Source organism: Flavobacterium chungangense LMG 26729 (assembly GCF_000735715.2).
Classification (GTDB): domain Bacteria; phylum Bacteroidota; class Bacteroidia; order Flavobacteriales; family Flavobacteriaceae; genus Flavobacterium; species Flavobacterium chungangense.
In genome coordinates this window covers 40,318-55,183 of record NZ_JASY01000013.1, presented here as the reverse complement: position 1 = coordinate 55,183, position 14,866 = coordinate 40,318, and the positions used below count along the sequence as shown (strand labels likewise).

The window sequence follows — 14,866 nt, the reverse complement described above, 5'->3', positions numbered from 1 at the left end:
CCCCTCTTTCGCAAAAGAGGGAATTGATAAGAATTAATAAATATATTCTTCTTTATTTGCCATCATTTCATTGTAATCGTCTTTAGACCCTACGATTGTGTTATCGTATTCTCTCATACCAGTTCCCGCAGGAATTCTGTGTCCAACAATTACATTTTCTTTCAATCCTTCAAGATCATCAACTTTACCTGCTACTGCAGCTTCGTTAAGTACTTTTGTTGTTTCCTGGAATGAAGCAGCAGAAATGAATGATTTAGTTTGTAACGAAGCTCTTGTAATACCTTGTAGAACTGGCGTTGCAGTTGCGGTAATTACATCTCTTGCTACAACTAGGTTTTTATCATTTCTCTTCAATAACGAATTTTCATCACGTAATTCACGAGGTGTAATAATCTGACCTGGTTTCAATACTGAAGAATCTCCAGCATCTTCAACTACTTTCATACCGTATAATTTATCGTTTTGAACGATGAAATCTTTAGTATGAATTAATTGATCTTCTAAGAATAAGGTATCTCCTGGATCCTGAACCCTTACTTTACGCATCATTTGACGGATAACTACCTCAAAGTGTTTGTCATTGATTTTTACCCCTTGTAAACGGTAAACTTCCTGAATTTCATTTACCAAGTACTGTTGTACAGCTGCCGGCCCTTGAATTCTCAAAATATCATCCGGAGTAATAGCGCCGTCAGACAATGGAACACCCGCTCTTACAAAGTCATTTTCCTGAACCAAAATTTGACTTGATAGTTTCACAAGATATTTTCTAACGTCACCAAATTTAGATTCAATTACAATCTCACGGTTACCTCTTTTGATTTTTCCAAAAGAAACAACTCCGTCAATCTCAGAAACTACAGCTGGGTTAGAAGGATTACGAGCTTCTAACAGCTCTGTAATTCTTGGTAAACCTCCTGTAATATCTCCAGACTTAGAAGAACGACGTGGAATTTTAACTAATACTTTACCAGCTTTAATTTTTTCACCATTTTCAACCATCAAGTGAGCTCCAACCGGTAAGTTATAAGAACGAATTAACTCTCCTTCTTTACCGTAAACCAATAAGGTTGGAATTAATTTTTTATTTCTGGCCTCAGAAATTACTTTTTCCTGGAAACCTGTCTGCTCATCAATTTCAACCATGAATGTTTGTCCTTGCTCTAAATCTTCGTAAGCAATCTTACCAGTAAACTCAGAAACAATTACACCATTATATGGATCCCATTTACATATTACCGTTCCTTTAGTAACAACATCTCCATCATTTACAAAAATACTGGATCCGTAAGGAATATTATGTGTATTTAAAACAATTCCCGTTTTCTCGTCAACTAATTTCAACTCCGTTGAACGTGAAACCACGATATCAACAGAATTTCCTTCACTGTCTTCTCCTTTTACTGTTTTTAAATCTTCAATCTCAAGTCTACCAGCGAATCTTGTAACAATACTAGATTCTTCAGAGATACCTCCTGCAACCCCTCCAACGTGGAACGTACGAAGTGTTAACTGTGTACCCGGCTCTCCAATAGACTGAGCTGCAATAACTCCTACAGCTTCACCTCTTTGTGTCATTTTTCCGGTAGCTAAGTTTCTACCGTAACATTTAGCACAAATACCTTTTGTAGCCTCACAAGTTAATGGAGATCTAACCTCTACTTTTTCAATTGGAGAAGCTTCGATCGTTCTCATAATTGCTTCCGTAATTTGTTGACCTGATTCAACCATTACTTCATTAGTAAGAGGATTAATTACGTCTTGTAATGCAACACGCCCTAAAATTCTCTCTCCTAAAGATTCAACAATTTCTTCGTTTTTCTTCAATGCAGATACTTCAACACCTCTTAAAGTTCCACAATCTTCGATGTTAACAATAACATCCTGAGAAACGTCATGGAGTCTTCTTGTCAAGTAACCAGCATCGGCCGTTTTAAGAGCCGTATCCGCAAGACCTTTACGAGCTCCGTGAGTAGAAATGAAGTACTCAAGGATAGAAAGACCTTCCTTAAAGTTAGAAAGAATCGGGTTTTCAATAATCTCACCACCACCGGCAGTAGATTTTTTAGGCTTAGCCATCAATCCACGCATACCTGTTAACTGACGAATCTGTTCCTTAGAACCCCTCGCCCCAGAATCAAGCATCATATATACAGAGTTGAAACCTTGTTGGTCTTCTCTAATATTTTTCATTGCTAATTCTGTTAACTGAGCATTCGCAGAAGTCCATACGTCAATAACCTGATTGTAACGTTCGTTATTGGTAATAAGACCCATGTTATAGTTAGTCGAGATCCCTTCAACTTGCTCTCTGGCATCTGCAATTAACTTCGTTTTTTGTTCTGGGATTCTAATATCTCCTAAAGAGAATGACAAACCTCCTCTAAATGCGAATTTATACCCCATATCTTTCATATTATCCAGGAAAGCTGCCGTTGTAGGTACATCAGTCACACTTAAAATGTGTCCGATAATATCTCTAAGGTTTTTCTTAGTCAATACGTCGTTGATATATCCAGCTGCTTCAGGTACTACTTCGTTAAATAATACACGTCCTGCAGTTGTTTGGATAATTTTGTACACTAAATCTCCAGTTTCATTGTAATCTTTTGCTCTAATTTTCACACGAGCATTCAATTCTAATCTTCCTTCATTTAATGCGATATTTACTTCTTCAGCAGAATAGAAAGTCAAATCCTGGCCTAAAATAACGTGATCTTCTGTAGAAATACGCTCTTTGGTCATATAATATAGACCCAATACCATGTCCTGAGAAGGTACAGTAATTGGAGCACCATTTGCAGGGTTCAGGATATTGTGAGAAGCCAACATCAATAATTGAGCCTCTAAAATAGCCTCTGGTCCTAATGGTAAGTGAACCGCCATCTGGTCACCATCAAAATCGGCGTTGAAAGCCGTACATACTAATGGGTGTAACTGAATCGCTTTTCCTTCAATTAATTTTGGCTGGAAAGCCTGAATACCAAGTCTGTGTAACGTAGGAGCACGGTTAAGCAATACAGGGTGTCCTTTAATTACATTTTCAAGGATATCCCAAACTACAGGCTCTTTTTTGTCAATGATTTTCTTAGCAGATTTTACTGTCTTAACAATACCTCTTTCAATCAATTTACGGATTACGAAAGGTTTGTATAATTCAGATGCCATATCTTTTGGCAATCCACATTCGAATAATTTTAATTCAGGACCAACAACAATTACCGAACGGGCAGAATAATCCACACGTTTTCCAAGTAAGTTTTGACGGAAACGTCCTTGCTTACCTTTTAAGGAATCAGATAATGATTTTAATGGTCTGTTAGATTCTGTTTTAACAGCAGAAGCTTTACGTGTGTTATCGAATAATGAATCTACAGATTCTTGTAACATACGTTTCTCGTTTCTTAAGATAACTTCAGGAGCTTTAATCTCCATTAATCTTTTCAAACGGTTGTTACGGATGATTACACGACGATATAAATCATTCAAATCTGAGGTTGCAAAACGACCTCCATCAAGTGGCACAAGCGGACGTAATTCTGGCGGAATAACCGGAACCACTTTCATAATCATCCATTCTGGACGGTTTTCGCGGTTTAAGTTAGACTCACGGAAAGACTCAACGACTTGTAATCTTTTTAAAGCTTCAGTTTTACGTTGTTTAGATGTTTCGTTATTAGCACTGTGTCTTAATTGATAAGACAACTCATCTAAATCGATACGAGCTAATAAATCCATAATACACTCTGCTCCCATTTTGGCAACAAATTTATTAGGATCAAAATCATCTAAATATTGATTATCCTGTGGAAGAGTATCTAAAATATTTAAGTATTCTTCTTCAGTTAAGAAATCTAATCTTTGTAATGATTCTCCATCTGCATTTTTAGCAATACCAGCCTGGATTACTACGTATCTTTCGTAGTAAATGATCATATCTAATTTCTTAGATGGAAGACCAAGGATATAACCAATTTTGTTTGGAAGAGAACGGAAATACCAGATATGAGCAATTGGCACAACAAGGTTGATGTGTCCTACTCTGTCTCTACGTACTTTTTTCTCAGTAACTTCAACACCACAACGGTCACAGATAATACCTTTGTAACGAATTCTTTTATACTTACCACAAGCACATTCAAAATCCTTAACAGGTCCGAAGATTCTTTCGCAGAAAAGTCCGTCACGCTCTGGTTTGTGTGTTCTGTAGTTAATAGTTTCCGGCTTTAAAACCTCTCCTCTTGATTCTTTCAGGATAGATTCTGGTGAAGCCAATCCGATAGAGATTTTATTAAATCTTTTTACCTGATTTTTATCTTTATTGTTGTTTCTATTATTCATCATAGTTTTTACTATTGATTTATTTACAATTAAAAAATTGATTTTAGATTTATAATCTACTCTTTAAAAGAAAAGAGTTAATCATTCGCTACTACCTCGGGTTACTTCTCTAAACCTCAAACTTTTATTTGAAGCGCTAGTTATAAAATTCTTTGTATTTATAAAAAATCGGAACGGGTTACGGGTATAAATCTTTAAAAACTGATATAAATGAGTAATCAGTCCCATTAAAAAATGAGACTGACTACAAAACTTTTATTATTCTTCTAAACGAATGTCAAGTCCAAGACCTTTCAATTCATGCATCAATACATTGAATGATTCTGGCAATCCTGGTTCTGGCATAGACTCACCCTTAACGATAGCTTCGTAAGTTTTAGCTCTACCAATAACATCATCCGATTTAACTGTTAAGATTTCACGAAGTGTACTAGAAGCTCCATAAGCCTCAAGTGCCCAAACCTCCATCTCTCCAAAACGCTGACCTCCAAATTGAGCCTTACCTCCAAGTGGTTGTTGCGTAATCAATGAGTATGGTCCGATAGAACGTGCGTGCATCTTATCATCAACCATGTGTCCTAATTTAAGCATGTAAATTACACCCACAGTTGCAGCTTGATGGAAACGCTCTCCAGTACCACCATCATAAAGGTGCGTATGCCCGAAACGTGGTACTCCGGCTTCATCAGTCAAAGCATTGATTTGGTCTAAAGAAGCACCGTCAAAAATTGGAGTAGCAAATTTTCTACCCAAGTTCATACCAGCCCATCCAAGAACAGTCTCATAAATCTGACCAATGTTCATACGTGAAGGTACCCCAAGTGGATTCAATACGATATCTACCGGTGTTCCGTCTTCTAAGAATGGCATATCCTCATGACGAACGATTCTTGCAACAATACCTTTGTTACCGTGACGTCCTGCCATTTTATCACCAACTTTTAACTTACGTTTTTTAGCGATATAGATTTTAGCCAATTTCAAGATTCCAGATGGTAATTCATCTCCAACTGTAATAGTGAATTTTTCTCTTCTTAAAGATCCTTGTAAGTCGTTCAGCTTAATTTTATAGTTATGAATTAAATCATTAACCATTTTATTTGTAGCATCATCAGCAACCCATTGACCTTTGCTTAAGTGAGCAAAATCTTCTACTGCGTAAAGCATTTTTTGAGTATATTTTTTACCTTTTGGTAAAACTTCTTCACCCAAATCATTCATTACACCTTGAGATGTTTTTCCGTTAACGATCAAGAATAATTTCTCAACCAATCTGTCTTTTAATTCAACAAATTTAGTTTCGAATTCCATTTCTAAAGCGCCTAAAGCATCTTTATCCTGAGTACGTTTACGTTTATCTTTTACAGCTCTTGCAAATAATTTTTTGTCAAGAACTACACCGTGTAAAGATGGAGAAGCTTTTAATGAAGCATCTTTTACATCACCTGCTTTATCCCCGAAGATTGCACGAAGCAATTTCTCCTCTGGAGTAGGATCTGATTCCCCTTTTGGTGTAATTTTTCCGATCAAAATGTCGCCAGGTTTAACCTCTGCTCCAATTCTAATCATACCGTTTTCATCTAAATCTTTAGTAGCTTCTTCAGAAACGTTAGGAATATCGTTTGTTAACTCTTCATTTCCTAACTTAGTATCTCTAACCTCTAATGAATAATCATCAACGTGGATAGAAGTAAAAATATCATCACGAACTACTTTTTCAGAAATTACAATCGCATCCTCGAAGTTATACCCTTTCCATGGCATGAACGCAACTTTTAAGTTTCTACCTAAAGCTAATTCACCATTTTGAGTAGCATATCCTTCTGATAATACTTGCCCAGGAATAACTCTGTCACCTTTTCTTACGATTGGTTTCAAGTTAATACTTGTACCTTGATTGGTTTTTCTAAATTTAATAAGGTTGTATGTTTTCTCATCAGCATCAAAACTAACCATTCTCTCGTCTTCTGTACGATCGTATTTAATAGTAATGATATTAGCATCAACATATTCAACAGTTCCATGCCCTTCAGCATTAATTAATACTCTTGAATCTGAAGCTACCTGACGCTCTAAACCTGTACCTACAATTGGTGCTTCAGGACGGATCAAAGGAACTGCCTGACGCATCATGTTTGATCCCATCAACGCACGGTTCGCATCATCATGCTCCAAGAAAGGAATCAATGACGCAGAAATCGATGCAATCTGATTAGGAGCAACGTCTGTATAATGAACTACAGATGGTTCAACAACCGGGAAGTCACCTTCCTCACGAGCAATAACATTGCTAGCTGTAATTTTACCCGTTTCGTCCATTTCAATGTTTGCCTGAGCAATCATTTTACCTTCTTCTTCTTCAGCACTTAAGTAAATTGGAGTACTTTCTAAATCAACTACACCATTAGTTACTTTACGGTATGGAGTTTCGATGAATCCCATTCCGTTTACTTTTGCATAAACACCAAGAGATGAAATCAAACCAATGTTTGGTCCCTCAGGAGTTTCAATCGGACATAAACGACCATAGTGCGTATAGTGAACGTCACGAACCTCGAAACCAGCTCTCTCTCTCGAAAGTCCACCTGGTCCAAGTGCAGAAAGTCTTCTTTTGTGCGTAATCTCAGCTAGTGGATTCGTTTGATCCATAAATTGAGATAACTGGTTAGTTCCAAAGAAAGAGTTGATAACTGATGATAATGTTTTAGCATTGATCAAATCAATTGGTGTAAACACCTCGTTATCTCTAACGTTCATTCTCTCACGAATAGTTCTAGCCATACGTGCTAAACCAACACCGAATTGTTGAGACAATTGTTCACCAACTGTTCTAACACGACGGTTTGATAAGTGATCAATATCATCAATCTCTGCTTTAGAGTTGATCAATTCGATCAAATATTTTACAATTGTAATGATATCTTCTTTGGTAAGCACTTGCTTATCCATAGGGATATCTAAATTCAATTTTTTGTTCATTCTGTAACGACCAACTTCACCTAAGTTATAACGTTGATCAGAGAAGAACAATTTATCTATAATACCACGAGCAGTTTCCTCATCAGGCGGTTCAGCGTTACGCAACTGACGGTAAATGTGCTCTACAGCTTCTTTTTCAGAGTTTGTTGGATCTTTTTGTAACGTGTTGTGGATAATAGCATAATCTGCTTGGTTATTATCCTCTTTGTGTAACAAAATAGATTTAACGTTAGAATCGATGATTTCTTCAACATTATCTTTGTCGATAATTGTATCACGATCAAGGATGATTTCGTTACGCTCGATAGAAACTACTTCTCCGGTATCCTCATCTACGAAATCCTCGTGCCATGTGTTCAATACACGCGCAGCAAGTCTTCTTCCAATATATTTCTTAATACCAGTTTTAGAAACTTTAATTTCTTCAGCTAAGTCGAAAATTTCAAGGATATCCTTATCTCTTTCGAACCCGATTGCACGGAATAAAGTTGTTACAGGTAATTTTTTCTTTCTATCGATATATGCGTACATAACGCTGTTTATATCTGTAGAAAATTCTATCCAAGAACCTTTAAAAGGAATTACTCTGGCAGAATAAAGTTTAGTTCCATTTGCGTGGAATGATTGTCCAAAGAAAACCCCTGGAGAACGGTGTAATTGAGACACTACAACACGTTCGGCACCATTGATTACAAAAGTACCACTAGGAGTCATGTAAGGAATTGTTCCAAGATAAACATCTTGTACAATAGTTTCAAAATCTTCGTGTTCTGGATCTGTACAGTATAGTTTTAACCTGGCTTTTAAAGGCACACTATAAGTAAGACCTCTCTCTATACATTCTTGAATGGTATAACGTGGCGGATCTACAAAATAATCAAGGAATTCCAATACGAAGTTGTTTCTCGTATCTGTAATAGGGAAGTTTTCCATGAAGGTGTTGTACAACCCTTCGTCGCCTCTTTCGTCAGATTTAGTTTCTAATTGAAAGAAATCTTTAAACGATTTTACCTGTACATCTAGAAAATCCGGATATTGAGGTATGTTTTTTGTAGAGGCAAAATTCAATCTTTCAGTCTGATTTGTTATCATCAATGGACAAAATTTTGATTAAAAAAAAGTAATTTTTTTTGTGTAAAAACACACTGCGTAGTTTATACTTTCTTTTTAAAACCAATACATCTTTAAAAATAAGCATATAACTTCAGCTCAATTTTTTTTCTTCGTATTGATCAAAAACTCTTTCGTATATTAAACTATTTGATAATAAAATTTAATGTATTTTATTATACGAAAAATGGTTTAGGCCTTTGAGTACTAACTCAGGACCTAAACCTAGTTCTTAAAACCGAGTTGAATTATTTTAATTCAACTACAGCTCCAGCTTCTTCTAATGATTTTTTAAGACCTTCAGCCTCTTCTTTAGAAACACCTTCTTTTACGTTACTTGGAGCACCGTCAACTACATCTTTAGCTTCTTTAAGACCTAAACCTGTAAGTTCTTTAACTAATTTTACAACAGCTAATTTAGAAGCTCCAGCTTCTTTCAATACAACTGTAAATTCAGTTTGTGCTTCAACAGCATCACCTTCTCCACCACCTTGAGCAACTACTACAGCTGCAGCAGCAGGCTCGATACCATACTCATCTTTTAATATTGTTGCTAATTCGTTAACTTCTTTAACTGTTAGGTTAACTAATTGTTCTGCGAATTGTTTCAAATCTGCCATTTTTTCTATCGTTTAAAATGATTTGTAAAATTATATTTTGTTTATTGTGCGCTAATTAAGCAACAAGGAAAAATCCTTGCTTCGAATTATTATGCCTCAGCTTCTGCTTCGCTACCTGCGAATTTGTTTTGTAAAGCAGAAATAATTCTTTGTGCTGGAGATTGTAATAATCCAATAAGTTCTCCTAGTAACTCTTCTTTAGATTTAATAGTTGCTAATGCATCTAATTGATCATCTCCAATGTAAATTTCAGAATTGATATAAGCTCCTTTTAATACAGGTTTAGCTGATTTTTTTCTGAAATCTTTAATTATTTTTCCAGGTGCATTCGCAACATCTGAAATGAATATAGCACTGTTACCACTCAAAACTGAAGGTAAATCACCATAGTCATTAGAAGAAGCTTCCATTGCTTTTGCAAGCAAAGTGTTTTTTACAACCTCTAATTTAATACCTGCTTTATAGCAAGCTCTTCTCAAGCTTGAAGTTGTCTCTGCGTTTAATCCAGAAATATCAGATACATAAATAATATTTGTACCAGCTAACTGCGCAGTTAAATTTTCAATCGCGATTGATTTTTCTTCTCTAGTCATACTAAAAATTATTAACTACCAATTATACTGCTTTTGGATCCAATGCAATAGCAGGACTCATAGTGCTTGTAAGGTGAATACCTTTAATATAGGTACCTTTAGCAGCAGTTGGTTTAAGTTTGATTAATGTTTGAATAATTTCGTGTGCATTGTCATAAATTTGCTCAGCTCCAAAAGAAACTTTACCAATTCCTGCATGTACGATACCAGTTTTATCAACTTTAAAGTCAATTTTACCAGCTTTAACCTCTGCAACAGCTTTAGCAACATCCATAGTTACTGTACCTGTCTTAGGGTTTGGCATTAAACCTCTAGGTCCTAAAATACGACCTAATGGTCCTAATTTACCCATAACAGCAGGCATCGTGATAATCACATCAACATCTGTCCAACCGTCTTTAATTTTCTGAAGGTAATCATCAAGACCTACATAATCAGCTCCAGCTTCTTTAGCTTCAGCTTCTTTATCCGGAGTAACTAATGCTAATACTTTAACATCCTTACCAGTTCCGTGAGGCAATGTAACTACACCTCTAACCATTTGATTCGCTTTTCTTGGATCTACACCCAAACGAACTGCGATATCAACAGACTCGTCAAATTTTGCAGAAGCTATAACTTTAATTAATGCAGCAGCATCTTTCAAAGTATATAGTTTGTTCTTTTCAATTTTTGAAGCAGCCTCTTTTTGCTTTTTTGTCAATTTTGCCATTTCTTTCTCTTAATTAAAAAGGAGCATCTCCTGATACAGTTATACCCATAGATCTTGCAGTTCCAGCGATCATGCTCATTGCAGATTCAATTGTGAATGCATTTAGATCTACCATTTTATCTTCAGCAATTGCTTTGATAACATCCCAAGTAACGCTAGCTACTTTTTTACGATTTGGTTCACCTGATCCAGACTTTAGCTTTGCAGCTTCCAATAATTGGACAGCAGCCGGAGGAGTCTTAACAACAAAATCAAATGATTTGTCTTTATACACAGTAATTTGTACTGGGCATATTTTGCCAGGTTTATCTTGTGTTCTAGCATTGAACTGCTTACAGAACTCCATGATATTAACCCCAGCAGCTCCTAAAGCAGGTCCAACCGGTGGCGACGGATTCGCAGCACCTCCCTTAACTTGTAGTTTAACTACCTTACTAATTTCTTTAGCCATTTTTAAAAAATTTAACACTACAATTATTGGAAGCAATTGCAGTGGTTATTATAGATGTAACAAAAATTATACTTTTTCAACTTGCATAAAACTCAATTCTAATGGAGTCTTTCTTCCGAAAATCTTAACCATTACTTCAAGTTTACGCTTTTCTTCATTGATTTTTTCAACTGTACCATTAAAACCATTAAAAGGACCATCGATCACTTTAACAGTTTCACCTAAGCTGAAAGGAATAGCGCGAGTATCTGTATTTACAGCCAGCTCGTCTACTTTACCCAACATTCTATTTACTTCAGAAAGCCTCAAAGGAACAGGTTCCCCGCCTTTGATCTCACCTAAAAATCCAATTACACTAGTAATAGACTTAATAATATGAGGTATCTCACCAACTAAATTGGCTTCGATCATAACATATCCAGGAAAATAAACTTTATCCTTAGACATTTTCTTTCCCTCTTTTACAGTAACTACTTTTTCAGTAGGCACTAAAACCTGGGAAACATAATCCTCCATCCCTAGTCTGGCAATCTCGGTTTCGATGTAAGCTTTTACCTTATTCTCCTGGCCGCTTACTGCTCTAACCACATACCATTTTTTCACATTATTATCTGCCATCACAAAAAAATTATCCTTTTAACCAGTTAAAAAATCCAGCCAAAGCTTTTGCAAAAAATTCGTCTACACCCCAAGTTGCCAAAGCGAACAGAATCGAAAATACAGCCACAACAATTGTCAATTTTTGAACCTCAGCCCAAGCAGGCCAAGTAACATTTGACTTTAACTCTTCGAAAGCCTCTGATAAATAATTAGTAACTTTTGTCATTTGATATATTTTTTATTGCACGGGCGGAGGGATTCGAACCCCCATCAACGGTTTTGGAGACCGCTATTCTACCCTTGAACTACGCCCGTAATTAATTAAAAGCCAGTGATTTCAGTCAAGAAAATCAACTGGCTTTTTTATAGTTTTATAGGATTATCCTACGATTTCAGTCACCTGACCTGCACCTACAGTTCTACCACCTTCACGGATAGCAAAACGTAAACCTACGCTCATCGCGATTGGGCTTAACAAAGCAACATTGATAGTCAAGTTATCTCCTGGCATTACCATCTCTACTCCTTCTGGTAAAGTAATAACTCCTGTTACGTCAGTTGTACGTACGTAGAACTGTGGACGGTAGTTATTGTGGAATGGAGTATGACGTCCACCTTCTTCTTTTTTCAAGATATAAACCTCAGCTTTGAAAGTAGCGTGTGGTTTTACTGATCCTGGCTTAATGATAACCATTCCTCTTTTGATAGATTCTTTATCAATACCTCTTAACAATAAACCTACGTTATCTCCAGCTTCACCTCTGTCAAGGATTTTACGGAACATCTCAACTCCTGTAATAGTAGAAGTTAATTTATCAGCTCCCATACCAATGATTTCAACCGGATCTCCTGTATTAGCAATACCTGTTTCGATACGACCTGTAGCAACAGTTCCACGACCAGTAATTGTAAATACATCTTCAACCGGCATCAAGAATGGTTTAGCTACATCACGCACTGGCTCTTCGATCCAAGCATCAACAGCTTCCATTAATTCAATGATTTTTGGCACCCAAGCAGGATCATTATTCAATCCTCCTAAAGCAGAACCTTGAACTACAGGACCATTATCTCCATCATATTCGTAGAAAGATAATAAATCTCTAATTTCCATTTCAACAAGCTCTAACAATTCAGCATCGTCAACCATATCCACTTTGTTCATGAAAACAACTATTCTTGGAATACCTACCTGACGACCTAAAAGGATGTGCTCACGAGTTTGTGGCATTGGACCATCTGTAGCAGCAACTACTAAGATAGCTCCGTCCATTTGAGCAGCACCAGTAACCATGTTCTTTACGTAATCCGCGTGACCTGGACAGTCAACGTGAGCGTAGTGACGGTTAGCTGTTTCGTACTCTACGTGTGATGTATTAATAGTAATACCTCTTTCTTTCTCCTCTGGAGCGTTATCGATTTGATCAAACGATTTTGCTTGACAGTAACCAGCATCAGACAATACTTTTGTAATTGCTGCAGTTAATGTAGTTTTTCCGTGATCCACGTGTCCAATTGTACCTATGTTTAAGTGCGGTTTGGAACGATTAAAATTCTCCTTTGCCATTTTACTTAATTTTTAATCTTAGTTATATATTAATTCAATTTCCTACTTACTTGAGCCAACTACGGGAATTGAACCCGTGACCTCTTCCTTACCAAGGAAGCACTCTACCCCTGAGCTAAGTCGGCAGAGAGTTCTGATTTTAGATGTTTGAATTTAGTTCTCAGATTCTAAAAAAATCCAAAACCTACAATCCAAAATCTTAACTTCTTTTTGTTGTGGGGAGAGCAGGATTCGAACCTGCGAAGTTCACACAGCAGATTTACAGTCTGCCCTCGTTGGCCGCTTGAGTATCTCCCCAGTTTTTCATCAATAATTGCATGAACAATTTCAAATCGCATTTGAAATATTTAGAGCCGGCGGAGGGACTCGAACCCACGACCTGCTGATTACAAATCAGCTGCTCTAGCCAACTGAGCTACGCTGGCAATATCAATAAAAAAGTCCGCTATTTCTAACGGACTGCAAATGTAGCTATTTTATCTTTGTATCAAAACATTTTTCGAAAAAAATTTTCAATTATATGTGTGCTCTTATTTTTTCTTTCCTTTTCACCAATAAACGCTCAAGTGATTCTGCCGAAAGCTCAACTGCTTCCTCAAAAGTCTTACACTGTTTTTTTACCAAAAAATCATCTCCAGGAACATTAATTTTAATCTCTACAAATTTATTCTCCTTATCACTTGTTCTTTCTACTTTTAAAAAAACATCCGAAGAAACTACTTTGTCATAGTATTTTTCCAATTTATCCATTCTTTCCTGAATAAAATCTACCAATTTTCTGTCAACAGTAAAGTTAACTGCATGAACATCTACCTTCATAATACAAATTTTAAGGGGTTAAACATTTCGGAATTACTATTTGTTTCGCGGATGTGCATTTATATATACCTTTTTAAGCTCTGCTAAACTATTATGAGTATAAACCTGAGTGGATGCCAAACTCGAATGTCCTAATAACTCCTTAACTGAATTTAAATCTGCTCCATTATTTAATAAATGAGTTGCAAACGTATGCCTAAGCACATGCGGACTCTTTTTTACCTTTTCGGAGACTTTACTAAAGTATGAATTTATTAAACGATACACAAAAGATTCACTCAATTTTAACCCTTTTTTTGAAATAAAAAAACAATCCGCATCCACCAACTCTTCAACACCCGCTCTCTCTCGTAAATACACCCCAATTTGCTCTACAATTACCGGTAACACAGGAATTATACGCTCTTTATTTCGTTTCCCTAAAACCTTAATTACACCAGAAGATAAATCTACATTCTTAACCATCAAACCTATCAGTTCAGCCCTCCGCATCCCTGTCGTATAAAACAAATCCACAATAAGCTTATCCCTAACATCTTCAAAACCAACAGGACACTCAACTGACTTCATTAAATCTGTCAGTTCTTTTTCAGAAAATGGAATTTGGATTATTTTAGGCGTTTTCAATGCTTTATGCTTCAACATAGGACTCACATCAATTTGTTTGGTTTTCAAAAGAAATCTATAAAATGCTTTTAAAGAAGCCATTTTTCTATTTACAGAAACATTTGAAACACCATCATCCACAAGAGACACTATCCAACTCCTAATTTGACCATAACTCACCTTATCAATACCATCCTGTTCAAAATGAGACTTATTAAACGCCTCAAAAAACACAATATCATTTAAATAAGCATTAACCGTATGAGGAGAATATTTTTTTTCCAGCTGAAGATAATCCCGAAAAGCTTCTTTATTGGTTTTCATAAAAGAGAAGAGTTTTTTTTTTAATCACACAACATTCATCTATACAAGACACAAATTAAACAGAGTGATACTTAAAAATATAAGGCACAAAAAAAACCGTTAGCATCAAAGTTATAACTTTTTGACGACTAACGGTAATTATTT

Annotated in this window: 11 protein-coding genes and 4 tRNA genes; all 15 read right to left on the bottom strand. The window is 36.1% G+C overall.

Features of this window, described 5'->3' with window-relative positions; all coding sequences use genetic code 11:
* Nucleotides 1–33: 33 nt before the first annotated feature.
* A complete protein-coding gene (rpoC, locus tag JE46_RS18480) occupies nt 34–4,344 on the bottom strand; it encodes a DNA-directed RNA polymerase subunit beta' (protein WP_031456764.1) in 4,311 nt (1,436 codons plus the stop codon).
* A 255-nt stretch (nt 4,345–4,599) separates the two neighbouring features.
* Complete coding sequence (gene rpoB, locus JE46_RS18475) at nt 4,600–8,412, bottom strand: DNA-directed RNA polymerase subunit beta (RefSeq protein WP_031456763.1); 3,813 nt, start codon at nt 8,410–8,412, stop codon at nt 4,600–4,602.
* Nucleotides 8,413–8,678: 266 nt separating this feature from the next.
* The gene (rplL, locus tag JE46_RS18470; protein ID WP_031456762.1) at nt 8,679–9,050 is read right to left on the bottom strand and encodes a 50S ribosomal protein L7/L12; all 372 of its coding nucleotides are present in this window, start codon (nt 9,048–9,050) and stop codon (nt 8,679–8,681) included.
* Nucleotides 9,051–9,139: 89 nt separating this feature from the next.
* Complete coding sequence (rplJ, locus tag JE46_RS18465) at nt 9,140–9,643, bottom strand: 50S ribosomal protein L10 (protein WP_031456761.1); 504 nt, start codon at nt 9,641–9,643, stop codon at nt 9,140–9,142.
* 22 nt (nt 9,644–9,665) lie between these two features.
* Nucleotides 9,666–10,355, bottom strand: a complete 690-nt coding sequence (gene rplA / locus JE46_RS18460; protein WP_031456760.1) for a 50S ribosomal protein L1 — start codon at nt 10,353–10,355, stop codon at nt 9,666–9,668.
* Between the two features lie 13 nt (nt 10,356–10,368).
* The gene (gene rplK, locus JE46_RS18455; protein ID WP_007807442.1) at nt 10,369–10,806 is read right to left on the bottom strand and encodes a 50S ribosomal protein L11; all 438 of its coding nucleotides are present in this window, start codon (nt 10,804–10,806) and stop codon (nt 10,369–10,371) included.
* 66 nt (nt 10,807–10,872) lie between these two features.
* Nucleotides 10,873–11,424: a transcription termination/antitermination protein NusG gene (nusG, locus tag JE46_RS18450; protein WP_031456759.1), complete on the bottom strand. Its 552-nt coding sequence runs from the start codon at nt 11,422–11,424 to the stop codon at nt 10,873–10,875.
* Between the two features lie 10 nt (nt 11,425–11,434).
* The gene (gene secE, locus JE46_RS18445) at nt 11,435–11,632 is read right to left on the bottom strand and encodes a preprotein translocase subunit SecE (protein ID WP_008466927.1); all 198 of its coding nucleotides are present in this window, start codon (nt 11,630–11,632) and stop codon (nt 11,435–11,437) included.
* A gap of 18 nt (nt 11,633–11,650) precedes the next feature.
* Nucleotides 11,651–11,721: transfer RNA gene (locus JE46_RS18440), tRNA-Trp, on the bottom strand.
* A gap of 64 nt (nt 11,722–11,785) precedes the next feature.
* The gene (gene tuf / locus JE46_RS18435; protein ID WP_031456758.1) at nt 11,786–12,973 is read right to left on the bottom strand and encodes an elongation factor Tu; all 1,188 of its coding nucleotides are present in this window, start codon (nt 12,971–12,973) and stop codon (nt 11,786–11,788) included.
* Nucleotides 12,974–13,026: 53 nt separating this feature from the next.
* Nucleotides 13,027–13,098 (bottom strand) — tRNA-Thr (locus tag JE46_RS18430).
* A 91-nt stretch (nt 13,099–13,189) separates the two neighbouring features.
* Nucleotides 13,190–13,270 (bottom strand) — tRNA-Tyr (locus JE46_RS18425).
* A 54-nt stretch (nt 13,271–13,324) separates the two neighbouring features.
* A tRNA-Thr gene (locus tag JE46_RS18420) sits at nt 13,325–13,398 on the bottom strand.
* Between the two features lie 91 nt (nt 13,399–13,489).
* Nucleotides 13,490–13,792, bottom strand: coding sequence for a ribosome hibernation-promoting factor, HPF/YfiA family (gene hpf, locus JE46_RS18415; protein ID WP_031456757.1), 303 nt, complete (start codon nt 13,790–13,792; stop codon nt 13,490–13,492).
* A gap of 36 nt (nt 13,793–13,828) precedes the next feature.
* Nucleotides 13,829–14,722 (bottom strand): tyrosine-type recombinase/integrase, encoded by an 894-nt coding sequence (locus JE46_RS18410; RefSeq protein WP_031456756.1) that lies wholly within the window; start codon nt 14,720–14,722, stop codon nt 13,829–13,831.
* Between the last annotated feature and the right edge of the window lie 144 nt (nt 14,723–14,866).